At 44.8% G+C, this 16,113-nt stretch carries 16 protein-coding genes and 1 pseudogene; 4 read left to right on the top strand and 13 right to left on the bottom strand.

The genetic code is table 11. From position 1 onward, the window contains the following. Window positions 1-94 precede the first annotated feature (94 nt). The 8 genes from M5V91_RS24125 to M5V91_RS24090 form a co-directional block, all read right to left on the bottom strand. Window positions 95-1,360: a cytosine deaminase gene (locus tag M5V91_RS24125; RefSeq protein ID WP_251174261.1), complete on the bottom strand. Its 1,266-nt coding sequence runs from the start codon at window positions 1,358-1,360 to the stop codon at window positions 95-97. Then, window positions 1,350-2,618: a cytosine permease gene (gene codB / locus M5V91_RS24120; protein WP_009332129.1), complete on the bottom strand. Its 1,269-nt coding sequence runs from the start codon at window positions 2,616-2,618 to the stop codon at window positions 1,350-1,352. The genes M5V91_RS24125 and codB overlap by 11 nt, the downstream gene beginning before the upstream one ends. Before the next feature lie 536 nt (window positions 2,619-3,154). Continuing rightward, entirely contained in the window at window positions 3,155-3,799 is a 645-nt protein-coding gene (locus tag M5V91_RS24115; protein ID WP_284522303.1) for an amidase family protein, read from the bottom strand. Window positions 3,800-3,810: 11 nt separating this feature from the next. Then, window positions 3,811-4,581, bottom strand: coding sequence for an amidase family protein (locus tag M5V91_RS24110; RefSeq protein ID WP_284521536.1), 771 nt, complete (start codon window positions 4,579-4,581; stop codon window positions 3,811-3,813). Window positions 4,582-4,666: 85 nt separating this feature from the next. Beyond that, window positions 4,667-5,380 (bottom strand): small-conductance mechanosensitive channel, encoded by a 714-nt coding sequence (locus tag M5V91_RS24105; RefSeq protein WP_251174263.1) that lies wholly within the window; start codon window positions 5,378-5,380, stop codon window positions 4,667-4,669. Window positions 5,381-5,395: 15 nt separating this feature from the next. Further along, entirely contained in the window at window positions 5,396-6,103 is a 708-nt protein-coding gene (locus tag M5V91_RS24100) for a DUF5058 family protein (RefSeq protein WP_251174264.1), read from the bottom strand. 20 nt (window positions 6,104-6,123) lie between these two features. Beyond that, window positions 6,124-7,338: a M20 family metallopeptidase gene (locus M5V91_RS24095; protein WP_251174265.1), complete on the bottom strand. Its 1,215-nt coding sequence runs from the start codon at window positions 7,336-7,338 to the stop codon at window positions 6,124-6,126. 81 nt (window positions 7,339-7,419) lie between these two features. Next, entirely contained in the window at window positions 7,420-8,676 is a 1,257-nt protein-coding gene (locus M5V91_RS24090) for a Zn-dependent hydrolase (protein ID WP_251174266.1), read from the bottom strand. Between the two features lie 231 nt (window positions 8,677-8,907). Between M5V91_RS24090 and M5V91_RS24085 the strand changes: the two genes are divergently transcribed. From M5V91_RS24085 to M5V91_RS30690, 4 genes and pseudogenes are all read left to right on the top strand, one after another. Beyond that, the gene (locus tag M5V91_RS24085) at window positions 8,908-9,324 is read left to right on the top strand and encodes a PAS domain-containing protein (RefSeq protein ID WP_284521535.1); all 417 of its coding nucleotides are present in this window, start codon (window positions 8,908-8,910) and stop codon (window positions 9,322-9,324) included. Further along, window positions 9,321-9,823, top strand: a pseudogene (locus M5V91_RS31145) (sigma 54-interacting transcriptional regulator); the annotation flags it as partial. The gene M5V91_RS24085 and the pseudogene M5V91_RS31145, both read left to right, overlap by 4 nt. A 96-nt stretch (window positions 9,824-9,919) precedes the next feature. Continuing rightward, window positions 9,920-10,147, top strand: coding sequence for an AAA-type ATPase lid domain-containing protein (locus tag M5V91_RS31140; RefSeq protein ID WP_500797330.1), 228 nt, complete (start codon window positions 9,920-9,922; stop codon window positions 10,145-10,147). A 29-nt stretch (window positions 10,148-10,176) separates the two neighbouring features. Then, complete coding sequence (locus M5V91_RS30690) at window positions 10,177-10,293, top strand: hypothetical protein (RefSeq protein WP_369425999.1); 117 nt, start codon at window positions 10,177-10,179, stop codon at window positions 10,291-10,293. Window positions 10,294-10,477: 184 nt separating this feature from the next. On the opposite strand, the gene M5V91_RS24070 is transcribed toward M5V91_RS30690, so the two are convergent. The 5 genes from M5V91_RS24070 to M5V91_RS24050 form a co-directional block, all read right to left on the bottom strand. Further along, entirely contained in the window at window positions 10,478-10,777 is a 300-nt protein-coding gene (locus M5V91_RS24070; RefSeq protein ID WP_251174268.1) for a SpoIIAA family protein, read from the bottom strand. A gap of 264 nt (window positions 10,778-11,041) precedes the next feature. Further along, entirely contained in the window at window positions 11,042-11,932 is an 891-nt protein-coding gene (locus M5V91_RS24065) for an acyl-ACP desaturase (RefSeq protein ID WP_251174269.1), read from the bottom strand. A 268-nt stretch (window positions 11,933-12,200) separates the two neighbouring features. Further along, window positions 12,201-13,511, bottom strand: coding sequence for a helix-turn-helix domain-containing protein (locus M5V91_RS24060; RefSeq protein WP_019380687.1), 1,311 nt, complete (start codon window positions 13,509-13,511; stop codon window positions 12,201-12,203). Between the two features lie 21 nt (window positions 13,512-13,532). Further along, window positions 13,533-14,771: a M20 family metallo-hydrolase gene (locus M5V91_RS24055; RefSeq protein ID WP_251174270.1), complete on the bottom strand. Its 1,239-nt coding sequence runs from the start codon at window positions 14,769-14,771 to the stop codon at window positions 13,533-13,535. 63 nt (window positions 14,772-14,834) lie between these two features. Beyond that, entirely contained in the window at window positions 14,835-16,109 is a 1,275-nt protein-coding gene (locus M5V91_RS24050) for a M20 family metallo-hydrolase (RefSeq protein WP_251174271.1), read from the bottom strand. Window positions 16,110-16,113 lie beyond the last annotated feature (4 nt).

The raw sequence follows: 16,113 nt of genomic DNA, 5'->3' as shown, positions 1-16,113 counted from the left end.
AATAGTAAAAGAAAACTATTAATATAAAAATATATTCATTTCCCTCACAACATAAAAAGACTGACCCAGTCAGCCTGAGCCAGTCTTCTAGCTATCATTTATGAAAGTTTACTTTCTCTTTTATCTCCCCAAACATCACAGATGTCTCGCTTGGTTTCGTTTCAGCAATTACTTTTCCATTTCTTATGGAATACTTGACAGCCGCCTGACGCCTGATCGCTTCATACTCATTTTCCTCATCAAGAATGATCAGGTTGGCCGGTTTCCCCTCTTCAATTCCATATTTCTCTTCAATATTTAATGTTTTGGCACTATTATTTGTAATCAGGTCGAAGGAGTTAACAATTTGTTCGTAGCCCATCAGCTGTGACACATGGATGCCCATGTGGAGCACCTGCAGCATATTGCCGGTGCCAAGCGGATACCATGGATCAAAGATGTCGTCATGGCCGAAGCTTACGTTAAGCCCTGCTTCAAGCAGTTCTTTTACTCTTGTAATCCCTCTGCGCTTCGGATACGTATCAAAGCGCCCCTGAAGATGGATGTTTACGAGCGGGTTGGCGACAAAATTAATGTTTGATAGCTTTAACAGTCTGAACAGCTTGTAGGTATAAGCATCATTATACGAGCCCATTGCCGTTGTATGGCTGGCTGTTACCCGGCTGCCCAATCCGCGTTCATAGGCTTCCGCAGCCACTACTTCCACAAAACGCGACTGCTCATCATCGATTTCATCGCAATGGATGTCGACAAGGCGGTCATATTTTTCAGCAAGGTCAAAGGCAGTTTTCATAGAAGCAACGCCGTATTCTCTTGTGAATTCGAAATGAGGAATGCCTCCTACCACATCTGCGCCCATTTTCAGTGCTTCCTCCATGAGCTCCGCACCGCTTGGATAAGAATTGATCCCCTCCTGCGGGAAGGCTACAAGCTGGAGGTCCACATAGTCAGACATTTCTTCTTTAACTTCTAAAAGGGCTTTTAAAGCAGTCAGAGTGGGATCTGTTACATCCACATGGGTGCGGACATGCTGAATCCCCTGGGCGATCTGCCATTTCAATGCTGTTTTTGCCCTTGTTTTTACATCTTCATGTGTGAGGGTTTCTTTTCTTTGTGCCCATCTTTGAATGCCTTCAAATAACGTTCCGCTCTGGTTCCATTCGGGCTCTCCGGCTGTCAGGGTTGTATCCAGATGAATATGGGGCTCGATGAAGGGTGCCGAAGCCAGGGATCCTGCAGCATCAAGGATTTCCTGGCCCGCTTCCGCTTCCCCTTGTGATAAGCTATGAATCTTTCCATCTTTAATCGTTATATTCCAAAAGCCTTCACGGCCTCTTAGTTTCGCATTTTTAATAATCACTTCTTAATTCCCCTTCCCTGACTGTCTTCTTACCTTGTAAAGCAGCAGCCAATTTTGATACTAGGACAAATGTTACGGCTGATCCTAACAGCGAGTTGATTGGCGGGATTCCCGGCACAAAATTTGCAATGGCCACGCCGGCTGCCCATGCTAGGATGGCGATCCAGTTAACAGCCTTAAACTTCATATCTGCAAACTTCTTATACTCTCCGCGATTCACGATAAAGTAATCTGCTAAGATGATAGCCCCGATGGATGGCAGCGTCGATCCCAGAATTGTCAAGAACCCGACAAAGTTGTTGTACAGCCACATGGCCGCAATCGTTCCGATAATCCCGTTGAAGATGACAACCTTTCCTTTTCGGATCTTCAAAATGCTCGCAAACCCTAAGCCTGATGCATATAAAGCGTTATCGTTCGTTGTCCAGATATTTAAACCAAGGACCAGTATCGCCGGGAAAATCAGCTTTTGAATGAACATGACTTCTGAAATATCAGATTGCCCTGTTGCGATTGCACCAATTGCACCGAAGAGGAACATGATAGAGTTTCCGATGAAGAAGGCGATGACTGTTGATACTACTGCTGAACGTTTTGTATTTGAGAATCGCGCGAAGTCCGGAGTCAGCGTACCTGCACTGATAAACGAACCTACGCAAATCGTTAAAGCTGCTGCCAGACTAATGGCCTCTGTTGGCTGATATTGCATAAGCCCCTCCAGGCCGCCTGCTGTTTCTGTCGCTTTAAAAACCGAGAAGCTTCCTAGAATAGTGATTAAAGGGACAGCTACGAAGCTCAGGATTGCCAGTGCCTTCATGCCGAAGAAGGCTGTGCCTGTCATCAGCAGACCTGCTGCTGCAATCAGGAGATACGCATCAATTCCCGTTACTTTCTGAACCGGCAGCGCAAACATCGCTACCCCAACGCCAAACCACCCAACCTGAGTCGCAGCCAGCAAAAAGGATGATAGGTAAGATCCTTTTTCACCGAAGGCATAGCGGGTAAGCAGGTGCGTTGATAAGCCTGTCTTTGCGGCAATATAAGCAAGGGCTCCTGTATATGCACCTAAAATCAAGTTGCCTGCCAGAACGATTCCTATAAATTGAATGAACGTTAATCCTGTTCCAAGCGTTCCGCCTGACCACATGCTGGCTGAGAAGAAGGTCAGACCGAGCATCACCACAAGCATTTTCCAAAAACCGTTGCGATGCCCCTGGGGTACCGCCTCTAACGAAAAATCCAAATCTATTTTTTTCATACCAATTCCTCCATTCATTTTTTTGGACTGGTACCGAAGGATTTTCGATAGTAGTGGATGGAAAAAGAAAAAGGCTTCTCGCCGTTTTCCGACAAGAAGCCTTTTTCCTGCATGAAGAACCCATGGGCAGGCTGCACCTCACCCATTGGCATCATACTTCCGCTGTCCTTGTCAGCCTCACGGGACTGATTTAAAGGTACCAGTATTTAATTGTTTATAATTATTTCAGAAATATAGGAACCTGTCAACTCTGTGCTTAAGGAGTTTTCTTCTCCAGAGGGCTTTTTCTACACACAATTTTGGTCTGCGCCTTCTATATCGGTCACTCCGCGGGGAATCAACTTCATACTGCAAGCATAGTAAAAAACTAAGGATTTTAAAAAAAGAAACTAACCTTTAAGATTTTATACCATCTATATTCGACAATTTCACCACTAATTTCCCAGGAAAAGATTTATTTCTACACTGGCAAAAAGCAGGTTTCGACTGCTGGAAATATACAGAGCTGCTCCCCATGAGGAAGCAGCTCCGACTCTTTATGTCGTCTGTTCAATAGCAATTTGCGGACGTCTTTTCCCATAACCTGTAGCCTGTTCGAAGGCACGGCCGATTCTTAGGACCTCAAAGTCAGCTCTGTGTGGTCCCACGATTTGCAGGCCAATTGGAATGCCTTCTGCTGAAAATCCGCTTGGGACGGAGACAGATGGATTTCCTGCAGCGGAAATATAATAGCAGGACCGCATCCAGTCGATGTAATTTTCCATTTTCACTCCGTCAATTTCTGTTGGATATTCAATATTTACGTCAAATGCTGTAACCTGGCTAACTGGAAGGATAAGAGCATCATATTGATTAAAGAATTCACTCATACGGTTATATAAAAGCGCCCGGAGCCGCTCGGCGCGTCCCACATCCGGACCGCTCAGGCTTCTGCCCTTTTCAATGTTCCAGATGACACTCGGTTTAATCATTTCCCGGAATCGGTCAAAGATTTCGGAATAAGAAAGCTCGAACTCCCATGCTCGGAGCACTTGGAAAACTTCGTCTGCTTCCTTTAAATCCGGGCATCCTTCATCCACTATGCAACCTAGTCTCTCAAAGACTTTAACCTGTTCTTCAAGGTTGCTTCTTACCTCCGGATCGATTGGAAGAAGGCCTCCAAAATCAGCAGAATAAGCAATGCGCAGGCCCTTTATATCAGACTGAGCTTCCTCAAGAAACCTGAAACCTGGCTCCTCAATGGCAAGGGGGACTGGCCATCAGGTCCGGCAATTACGGAGAGCATAAAAAAGGCGTCATCTACATTGCGTGTTATCGGGCCCTGCACAGCCAGAGGCGAGTAGAGCGCCGTTCTGGAAAATGGAATACGCCCTGGGGAAGGCCTCAGCCCAACCACATTGTTAAAGCAGGCAGGATTTCTTAAGGATCCTCCCATATCACTTCCATCCGCAAAAGGAATCATTCCGCTTGCCACTGCAGCCGCTGCTCCTCCACTGCTGCCGCCTGCTGTTTTGCTTAGATCATAAGGGTTTCTGGTAGAGCCAAACAGCTCATTGAAGGTGTGAGAGCCTGCTGCAAATTCAGGAACGTTTGTTTTTCCGACCACAATGGCTCCTGCCTTCCGCAGCCTTTCAACGATCAGATCATCCGCACTTGGATAATGGTCCCGGAAAATCAAGGATCCGCTTGTTGCCGGAAAACCAACAGCATTGTGAGTATCCTTTATAGCGATCGGAAGTCCATGGAAAGGTCCGGATAGCTTACCTGCATCAAGCATTTTATCCGCCTTGTCTGCTTCCTTTAACGCCAATTCCTCATTAAGTGACACAATTGCATTTACCTTTGGATTTACCCGCTGAATTTGTGCCAGGTGTGCTTCCATCACTTCCCGGACGGATAAATCCCGTTCTTGAATCATCCTGGCAAGATTACGCGCAGAATTAAAACAAAGTTCTCTCTCCATATCAATAACCGCTCCCCTATATTCATATTTGACTCAGGAAATCCCCCTCCAATCTTAATTCGAAGGGGGTTACAGCTGTGAAAGCTTACTCCGGCGCACCGCTTTTTGATTTTTCAATAAAGAGAACGACAGCAATAGTAATGGCCACACAAAGAACGATTTTGATTAAGCTGAAAATCGGCGCAAACAGTACAGCCATACCGATTACGAAAGCAACCAATCCATACAGAGGCTTTTTAAGGGCAAATTGCCCTAAAACCCCTCCGTAAATTGCAGGCAAAATGAATTGAAGGGCATTTTGGACGGATTGCGGAATGATAGTCAGGATAAACGAACCGCTTAACACAACCGCGATGATAATGACAATGTTTGTTAAGGAAGCGACAGCAATCCCCAGCGTACCAGCAACCTCCGCTTTTTTTGTACCGGGCTCTGCTCCAATTGACTCCTGAGCGGCTGCTGAACACGGAAGACACATGTTGGCGATATTACCGGTCAAAAACGCAATATAGGTTCCGGATTTCCCAAGCACCGGATAATAAGTTATGGGCTCAAGAAACCACATGATCCCGATAAAGGCTGCATATCCGATCAATCCCCCTGCAATGGCTCCCCAGCCTGGATGGTAGCCCAGTATGAATGAAAAATAGATCGGCGGCACAAAAGACATTACAATCAGCATCCAAAGAGTGGTTTGCCCCCAAAAATCGGACTTGCCATGGAATCCCTGCATGCTCATGGTTGTTTGTCTTACTTCAATCTTTGCTTCCGTCACTCCAGCTTTCGTCGGTACTGACATAATACATCCCCTTTCTTAAATAAGTGTTGTCAGATAGCTGATAGTCAATGCGATGACAAGTGAAATGCCCAGCGCCCATTCCTGCAGCCAGCGGATTTCCCGTTTTTTTGCAAATGTAAGAATAACCATCATCGATACGCCTGCTGCTATGGCAGCAACCGTCTCACTATACCCCTTCACCATTTGCTGACTGGCAAGGTAAGCAAATGCTCCAAGCATTGCAGCTGTCGACACGATGGTCATCATTTTGGCATTTTTGCTGACAATTTTCTTTTCCACTTTCCCCAGTGATTTTGTCGCGAGAGCAGTAAAAATCAGCCAGCCCGTTCCCCCAAGGCACATGGTCCAAACAACAGTCGTAAATGCCTTCAAACCAAAATCAGGGGAATTCAGCTCTACACCATATGCATTAGCCCCAATACCAGCTGCGGTCAATTCAGTTGCAGCTGAGCCTATGATTCCTATCCTCATCAATGTGAACGGTCCACCAAGGACGGCAATAAGGGAGATAATGACCACTGCAATTCCGAAAGAAGGTCCTAAACTGCTGATAAAGCCTGTTCTCAAGGCCCTTTTTGTTTCATCCTTTGTCATACCGATGTTTGGGGCTGTCTGGGAAGCGATCCGGATGAAAATCAGAGCCTGAAAAATGACGATAGCTACAACTATGCTGGCAAAAATCCATACCGGAGTGCTATTGGCAAACCTTAAAACCTCATCCATATCTATGACCTCCTATTTTTTTAATTAGACTGAACTTCAGCAGGCTTGCGTTCAGCAGCGCCTTCATCAGACAGATAATCGAACACTGCGGAAATAAGCACTTTCCCAATATCAATCATGGAACGTTCATCCACATCAAAGCGCGGATGGTGATGGGGAAATTCCTCAATCTCTTCTGAATTTCCTCCAACAAAGAAGAAGGTTCCGGGAACCTTTTGCAGATAATACGCAAAATCCTCCATGCCCATTTGCGCCGGCATGTGAATGACATTTTCTTCGCCCACAATCTTTCCGGCCAGCCTTTCAACCCTTTTTGTTTCATCGGGATGATTTTTTACAGCCGGATAGCCTCTGACATATTCATACTTGGCGGTTGCCCCTAAAGCCTTACAGGTCGAGTGGGCAATTTCCCCTATCAAGCTTTCAATCATGCTGCGGACATCTTCATCAAACGTCCGGACTGTTCCGGTAATCCTGGCTTTGTCTGGAATGACATTAAATCCGTTACCGCTGTTAAAAGCTGCTACAGACACGACTGCTGTTTTCACAGGATCCACCTTCCTTGCCACAACCTGCTGAAGATTTGAAATGAGCTGGCATCCTGCTGCAATTGGATCAACGGTCAAATGCGGCGTCGCAGCATGTCCGCCCTTTCCAAATATATTAATCTCAAAGGTATCTCCCGCTGCCATGGCATCGCCTTCCCTTACGCCGATCGTGCCTGTCCGATTGGTGGACCAGACATGGGCACCATAGATGACGTCTGCGCCATCAAGACATCCATCTTCAATCATTGACTTCGCCCCGCCTGGAATCACTTCTTCAGCAAATTGATGAATAAACAGGACATTTCCTTTCAGCTGATCTTTCACTTCGGATAATGTTTTGGCCACGCCCAGGAGAGCTGCGGTATGAATATCATGTCCGCAAGCATGCATAACTCCCGGGATTCGGGATTTGTATTCCACTTCATTTTCTTCCTGAATCGGAAGAGCATCAAAATCCGCACGCAATGCAACCGTCTTCCCAGGCTTACCGCCCTTCAATAATCCTGTTACCCCTCTTCCGCCAACGTTCCTTTTCACTTCCAATCCCAAATTTTCAAGAAAGCATGCCACTTTCTCAGGCGTATTCACCTCATGATGGGAAAGCTCCGGATACATGTGAAGATCCCTTCTAAAACTCACCATCTCCGGATAAATCTCTTGTAATCTTTCAAATAGCTTTTCTGTCATTTTCTTCATCTCCTATAAAATATTTAATATTAAAAATTATCTGTAAAATGAAAAATGTAAAAAGAGAGAAAAGCAGGTATTTTAGATCTTCTGCTTTTCCGTTTTTTTGCATGCCAGCTTTCTCACGACATTCAGCAATAAATCACAGCCTGCCTTAAGGTCTATTTCACTTGTATACTCCTCAGGGCAATGGCTTTTTCCTCCCTTGCTCGGAATAAAAATCATACCTATATCAGTCAATCCGCTTAACATTGCTGTATCATGTACAGCACCGCTATTCAGCTTTAAATAATCAAATCTCTTCTCGATTGCCGTTTCCTCAATCTTTTCAATAAGCCGGGATGAAAGCTTAACTGTTCTGGATTCGCCAACCAGCTCGATTGTGCATTTTAACGAGTGCTCATCAGATACCTCTTTAACCTTTTGAGCAAGCTTCCCGGAAACAATTTCTACTCCTTTAGCTTCAACATCTCTGATGTCCACATAGAATTCGACTTCCTGAGGAATCACGTTTGGAATATTTGGCCTGCACTCTATTTTCCCGACTGTTGCCACTGTTGACTGTAATACATCATTTTTAGCAGTTTTTCGAATTTGGGAGATGATTTCAGCTGCACCAGCCATTGGATCTGATCTTAAATCCATTGGAGTGGTCCCTGCATGATTCGAATCTCCCTCAATTGTCACCTTATACGTTCTCATACCGGCAATAGCCTGGACAATTCCAATTGATTTTTGCTGGCTTTCAAGTATCTGTCCCTGTTCGATATGCAGCTCAATCATGGCGTCTATTTCTCCTCTTTGGAGAATATCTCTTTCTGCTTGATCAATTTCAAGCCCAAAATCTTTAGCTGTTTCGTAAACAGACTTTCCCTTTGCATTCTTAATTGTCTTTAATTCTTCCAAACTATATTTTCCGGCAAACACTTTACTGCCAAGCATGGTTATGCCAAAATTGGAGCCTTCTTCTTCTGCGAAGCTTACCAATTCAATTGGCTGCTGCAATTCTGCCTTCTCTTCTTTTAATACTCTTATAATTTCCAGTGCAGCTAATACACCCGTTAACCCGTCGTATTTCCCTCCATTTTTCACAGTATCGTGATGAGAACCAATCATAATGGAAGGCCTATTCAGTTCTTTTCCGTATGTAGCCCTAATATTTCCGATGGCATCAACCTTTACGTCCATCCCCAGCTCCTCCATCCGGGCAAAAAGATATTCTCTGACTCTCTGATCCTCTTTACTGTACGAGAATCTCGTACAGCCATTGCCCGGCGTACTGGTAAAACCTACTATGTTTTCAAAATCGTTCATCAGCCGGCTGAGATTGATCTCCAACCAAACTCCCCCTTTCTATTAAAATGTTTTTTACCCCTGGCATTGCTCATGTTGTCAATGGTATAATTTTTAGAAAATTAAAAATGGTTATTTAAATCTAGGTTGCAAGAAGCATGCCAACTTTAATCCATTGATTTTCACTGTATTTATTGGTCTGTCCTTTTGTTGGTGATGAAAAATATCATCAAAATCTGATGAATTTAATCATCAAGCGAATAAGTGGGGGTTTTTATGGAGAATAATCAGCTGGAAACATATAAGCAAGCCTTTGAGGATTTAAACTTCATTTTGGATACAACCCATAGCGCAATCACCATTACAAACGGTGAAGGGGTATTTACCAGAATCAGCAAATCCTGTGAGAAAATTTTCGGTGTACCAGAATCTGAACTGGTTGGAAAAAATGCCTTTATACTTGAAGAACAAGGTTTTTTCAGCATTTCAGTCACCTGCGAAGTGATCCGCAAGAAAAGAAGGGTCACCATTATACAGAAAACAGCTGCCAATAAAACGGTCCTGGTAACCGGCACTCCCATTTTTAATAGGGAAAAAAGATTGAGAAAATTATTAACATCTCAAAGGATATTACCGAAACGGATAAGCTGGCCTCTGACCTTAAAAGACTTCAGGCAGAGCATGAGTGGATGAAACAGGAATTAATGAAAAGAACTCAGCTGGAAAGGGGCAAAGTGGCCTCTGAAAGTCCGGATATGAAAAAAATCATTGAATTGGTTCATCATATCGCCAATATGGAAGCAACCGTTTTATTATTGGGAGAAACCGGTGTCGGAAAAGGGTATATGGCCGATATGATTCATTCTGTCAGCAATCGCAAGGACCGGCCCTTTATTTCCATCAATTGCGGGGCCATACCTGAAAACCTGCTCGAATCAGAGCTTTTCGGTTATGAAAAGGGGGCGTTCACAGGTGCACTAAAGGATGGAAAAAAGGGCTGTTTGAAACTGCCGGCAGCGGCACCATTTTCCTGGATGAAATCGGAGACATGCCTGTGAGCCTGCAGGTGAAGCTTCTGCATGTTCTGGATGATCGTACTGTAAGAAGAATCGGGGGAACGGCATCTTTTAAAGTAGACTGCAGAATCATTGCAGCCACCAATAAGGATATTAAGGAGCTGGTGAGGGCCGGCCAATTCCGCGAGGACCTCTTTTACAGGCTGAACGTTGTGCCCATTACGATCCCTTCACTAAGAGAGCGTAAGGAAGACCTGCTTTTCCTCGCCAAAATGTTTCTTGACAGCATGAATAATAAATATAAGATGAAAAAGACCTTCTCCGAAGAAGCCATCAGGGCGCTATATGATTACAACTACCCCGGAAATATAAGAGAACTGCAAAATATGATTGAAAGACTGGTCATTAACACAATAGGGGATACGATCGAAGCCGAAAAAATCCTCGAAATGACCGAAGCCTCAAGTCCCAACACCCAAAGCGAAGAATTCACCCCCTGAAAGAAGCGGTGGATCAATTAGAAAGGAACATGCTATTAACCGCTTTCCAAAAGTATAAAACCACCAGAAGAGTGGCCGAAGCCTTAAAGATTGACCAATCGACGGTTGTAAAAAAGGCCAAGAAACTGAAGGTGCATGAACGATAGAGTCTCGTGCACTAATTGTCTTTGGATGCACACAAAAGGCCGGCTCACTGGAAACCGGCCCTTTTAACATTTCCTTATTCCATTTCCGGATTGCAAAGGGAATCCATCAAATGTATGGATAACCTCTCACTCCTTAATCCAAGTCCAGGCTTCCTCAAGCTGATGGCCTTCAAAGTATTCAACTTTAATGCCAGGCAGGTAGTTTGTAAGCTTGGGAAACAGTTCCTATCCAGTCTTTGTCACTGACAACAGCGAATTTATTAAACTGTTTCCATCTTTTTATATCAAATTCTATTCCTTCCGCTGCTCCTTGGAAGGTTGTTCCGTCTACATCCGTCATGATGGCTAGAATATTGAATTTCTGGTCACCTTTAAAATTTTCTCTCACGTATTGATCCAGTTTTTCAGCATCTTCCTTGGTCGCATTCCCATTGAAAGCGAGGGCAATTGTAGAGGGAGAGCGGGATTCTATGAATTGCAGCATAATGATTACCTCCAGGTTGTTTTATTGAGGTAATTTCCCGATTCATAGGAATGCAAAACTATCGGTGAGGAGCTTTTTATTGGAAATAGGGTACTATTTGCAGGTTTTTGCTCTCTATTTGCAAGACTGTTATTCTATTTGCAGAATTGAATACTTTATTTGCAAGACTTTCCTTCTATTTGCAGATTGGAAAACTCAATTTGTAGCGTTCACAATTCGGTTCTTTTCAAACAAAAAAAGAACCAGCCCCGCCGGTTCTACAAATTATTTCTTGCTGTAAAACCGATCCCTCACCCTTTTTAAGCGAGCATGATAGTTTAGGATATCAAGTCTTGCTTTCTCTGCTTCAGGTGCAATCGGCCTCAGCTTTTCAATTTCCCAATACTCTATAATGACATCCAGGACCTGATCAAAATATTCAAGCGGGCCATAATTGGCCTCTTTTGCGATGATAGCCATCCGATCTTCAAAGTCCGGCATGACAGCACCTGGCATTTTAAAGTTCATGATGACGTTCCCCAGATAGTAGCAATAATTAGGTTCCAATTGCAGGTGATATTTAATAACGTCCCTGTAAAAAGCATAATGAAGGGTCTCATCTTTAGCCAATCGCCTCAGCAAGCTGGATAAATCCTTATCATGAGGCCCTGCCACCTTCGCCACATTATAGTAAAACACCATGGTGGCCAGCTCCTGCATGGAGGTATAAACCATCGTTTCAAATGGCGTATGGAAATCAGGATTCCATCCATTTTCCACTGTTTGCTTATGTAGCTGGTGAAGCCTGCCCGGATGGACATTACGAGTGATTAACAAATAGGTTTCTAGCAGATTGGAGTGCTGATCCTCTTCCGCTGTCCATGTATGCACAAATTCCTTAATGACACTCAATGAACCTCTAAATGTCTGGTCCAAATAAGAGGTGAACCATGGGAGATTCACTTCTGTTAATAGTGCTGTCTCCACAGCGGTAATGACGGACTCCGGGAGTGTCACCTGACTCTCATCCCAGGGAACACGGCGGAAATCCTGCGCTTTATCCCATGGGAGAAACTCGTGATATCCCCAGTCTATTTTTTCAGCACGTTTCTTATGCTCTTCATACAATTCCCTTACCTTAGGCTCCAGACGAAAATCGAGATGATTTGTTAACAAGTTTAGACCTCCATTACAAATGGTTTGCCATTCCAGAATTTATAACTAACTATTATGACCTAGTAATAAGTTAACTATATCACATAAGCCCTTTAACTTACTAATTAAAAGTCGAATTTTCAGGAAATTAGGACTTTAAACACGACACGTTTCCATTTTCTTATATATAACGGCAATCCAATTCCAATTTATAGCTCTGCCGTTATTGACTTTACAAAAAAAGAAGAAAGCCTAAGCCTCCTCCTTAAAACAAACCCTTTTATCCATTTTATAGCTTCAACTCATAAACCTTCCGCGGCCGCCCGCGCTGCCCAGGCTGTTCTTCACCCGTCACTTTGGCAAGCCCCAGCCGTTCGAGCTCCGCCATAATCCTCCTCGAATTGCGTTCTGTGTTTTTCAGCCATCTTGAGACTTCCTGCGCAGTGACAATATTTTTTTGATAGTGCCTTGATAGGTATTCGATTTTGGATACGATTGCCGGATTGATTTTGGCGCCCTTAAAGCGTTCTTCCCATTCCTCTCCCCAAATGCGGTGCTGGTAGGAGACCGCCTCTTCGCCGCATTCAGAAAGGTGTTCCTTAATTTGTTTGGTTTCATCGACACTAACCACAGGCGAAGCTTTCTGATCCCGGGCATATTGGAGGGCGAGCCGGACATTTTGCTCTGCATCATATGCTGTCAGCCCGTAGCCGACACCGATTCTCACCTTCAGCTTGCTGTGGATTTTCGCTTCTTCTATTAGAGAGTACATGGAGGCTTCCTGAAAATGCATTTCCATTTCGCCCCGGGTTGTATAAATAAAGAATAGACCATCCCCGATCTGCACAAAGGAGCCTTGGACTTTTTCCGCATAATCAAGCATGACCTGCTTGATTTCCAGCTCATGCCGCTTCATTTCATAGGTGAAATGCTGCTCTTCCAGTGAGCTTGCAGAGTGAACGACTTCCATTCCCATAATCGCTATCTGGGAGCGCTTATACCAATTGGACTGGCCTCTTTCCCTTAGGTAGCGGAGTACAAGTTTAATGGCGACAGGGGAAGGGACCACCCGGTAGCATGGGATTCCCTGTTCCCTCAGCCGGTCATGTACCTCCTGGACACAAGTCAATGCGACCTCCGTCTTCCCTTCCTCAAAAAGCTTCTTATGAAAACGGATTATTTCCTCTGCCGGCTCGTATTCATTGTAGGAAAAAGTATGGATGTTTAAGTCCCCTAAAAAGTATGTATTCTTTAGTATATCAAGCTCCGATTCCTGAATGGTGTCCAGGCTTGCCTGCTGAAATCCGCCTTCCCTGATATGCGCTTCAAGGAGTGTTCCCAGAAGGCTGGAGCCATATAGTGGGGGATAATGCGCGTTTTCTTCTCCGATCAGCCCTTTTGAACGCGCGTAATAATAAGGAGCCTGTCCGGAGAAAAACCATAAATCGATTTCCGTTTTATGTTCCCTGATAATTTTTTCCGTTTCTTTTGTTTCCTTATAAATGTATGGAATCATCTCAAGCTCGCTGTATTCACGCGATAAGGCAAGAATGTGTCCAACGGAGTCTCCCGGCCCCACTACCCCAACGCGAATCTTCATTCTTTTCCACCTGCTTCTTCTTTATATGCTTGTTTCATTTTTTAAATATTGAGCGATAATCTCTGTTCCCATTCTCAGATCTTCAATAGAGGCAAACTCCTCAGGATGGTGGCTGAGCCCATTTTTGCAGGGAATGAATAAAAGCCCTGAAGGCCATTTGGCCGCCATATTCATGACATCATGGCCAGCACCGCTTTCAAGCACCAAGGCTTTGTATCCTAAAGTTTCACCTGATTGCTGTAATTTCCGCATCACTGCCTCATCCAGCTGAACGGATGGATTATGAACAAGCGTTTTTACTTCTATTTTAACACCAAAAGATTCAGAAAGCTGAAGACATTTTTCTCGGATGAGCTCCTCCATTTCTTTTTTCAGCGAATCTTCCACACTGCGGATATCGACTCCAAGCTCAACCGTTCCGGGAATCACATTCATGGCGTTCGGCTTTAGTTCAAAGGTGCTTGCTGTCGCTACAATCGGCACCGCATTGGAAGCCGATAAAGAAAGAGCTGTCTCTGATATGAATGAAACGAGAGGTGCAGCCGCTACAAAGGCATCCTTTCGTTTGCCCATCGGCGTCGTTCCTGTGTGCCCCATCTGTCCATTGATGATTACCTTTAAACGGATTGGGCAGGCAACTGCCGTCACTGCTCCAAAGTCTGCACCGGCATCTTCAATTCTGGTCCCCTGCTCTATGTGAAGCTCAATAAAACTTTTTAGAGCTGACTCCGGCCGTTCAGCCTTTTCAATAGCTTCCCACGACAAACCCATGCCCTCGACTGCCTGACGGATGGTGATGCCATCCTCATCCGTTACATCTTCCACTTCGCTCTTATTAAGCAGGCCGCTCATAGCCTTGCTGCCAATGGTTGATACGCCAAAACGGGATGATTCCTCCGATGCAAAACAAATGACTTCAATGGGTGAAGCAGGTTCGAATCCTTCTTCTTTCAATTTCTTTACGGCAGCCAGACCGCAGAGGACACCGGCCACACCATCATAGCCACCTCCGCCTTTGACCGTATCCACATGAGAACCTGTGGCAACAGCAGGTGAGGAATCTTCAGCTTCCCAGCGGGCAATAGCATTCCCCGCTTCATCTCTTCGAACCTTCAACCCCATATCCTCTGCAATGGAAACAAATACATCAATGGCCCGCCATTCTTCTTCCGTGTAGCCTAACCGGCAGAACCCTTTAGCCTGGTTCATGCTGTCTGTTAAATTTAACGCTTTCAGATACTTATCCAACCATTCATTCATTTTCAGCACTCCTCCCTGATCTCATGAAGAAAATGAGGCAGATTGCTCTGCCTCATCCATTTATTAGTTTAATTTTTTTATAGATTCAAACAGCAGCCGGACGGCATTTAGCATTGTGCCCTCATTAATATCAAACTTTTCGTTATGATGGCCTGCAGCCAGTTCTGTACCGAAAATGCAGTATGTGGCCTGACCTCCATTTTGCTGAACACGCTCCATGAAGAAGGTTGCATCCTCTGAGCCCGCAGGTGAATCATCTTCAAGAATACTTTCCTTTATATAGGAAGCTTCTTGTGCACAGGCATGCAAGACGGATGCCAGCTCTTTTGAACCTTGAGCACTAATGGCCTCGCCCACAGTACGAATCTCGTATTCTACGCCATACATTTGGGCTGATCCTGCGATAACAGCTTCGGCCTGGGCTTTGACATATTCGTTAATTTTTGTCGTTTCCCCGCGTGTTTCTATCTTCAGCACAGCTTTATCTGCGATGATATTTCGGCCTGAGCCTGCATGCATTTCACCCACGTTGATGCGGGTTGCCCCTTCTGAATGACGCGGAATAGCGTAAATATTCAGGGCAGCAGAAGCGGCGGCGAGCAAAGCGTTTTTACCCTCTTCCGGATTTCCGCCTGCATGGGAAGATACTCCTTTAAACGTTACATCAAGTTTTGACGTAGCCAGGAATCCGTTTTTTGATGCCACAAAATGTCCATCTGGAACTCCTGTACCGACATGTGAGGCAATTAAATAATCCACATCATCGACAACTCCTGCTTCGGACATCGAACGAGCCCCGCGGGTGCCTTCCTCGGCAGGCTGAAAAATCAATTTGATTTTCCCCTTAAGGCTGTCTTTATTTTCAGCAATTAAGTTTGCCAGGCCAAGCCCGATGGTTGTATGTGCATCGTGTCCGCAGGCATGCATGGTGTTTGGAACTGCAGACCTGAATCCTTCTTTTTGCGGAAAATGGCTGTCTGCCTCTGATTCATGGATCGGCAATGCATCCATATCAACACGGAATGCAATCACCGGGCCATCCTTTTTAGTATCCATTGTTGCGACAATGCCTGTATAGCCGTCTGTAAAAGCTTCGATATATTCTTTTTTCGCACCGTTTTCGAGAGCCCATCGATAATGTGCGGCTGTTTCCTCTTGATTCGGCTTCCCCATAAAATAATCAGCTGCCATTACCTTCCTGCCCATTTCCAGCTGGAATCCAAGGTCATCCAGGATCGATGCGACAATGGAGGCTGTCCGCATTTCCAGGAATCCTCCCTCTGGATAGCGGTGAAAATCACGCCGCCACTCTTTTAATTGATTTTCAAGATTACTCACTTTT

Origin of the sequence: Cytobacillus pseudoceanisediminis, from assembly GCF_023516215.1 — a bacterium.
GTDB classification, from domain to species: Bacteria; Bacillota; Bacilli; order Bacillales; family Cytobacillaceae; genus Cytobacillus; species Cytobacillus pseudoceanisediminis.
Note: the sequence above shows the minus strand (reverse complement) of the source record. Positions and strands in the feature narration are given on the sequence as shown.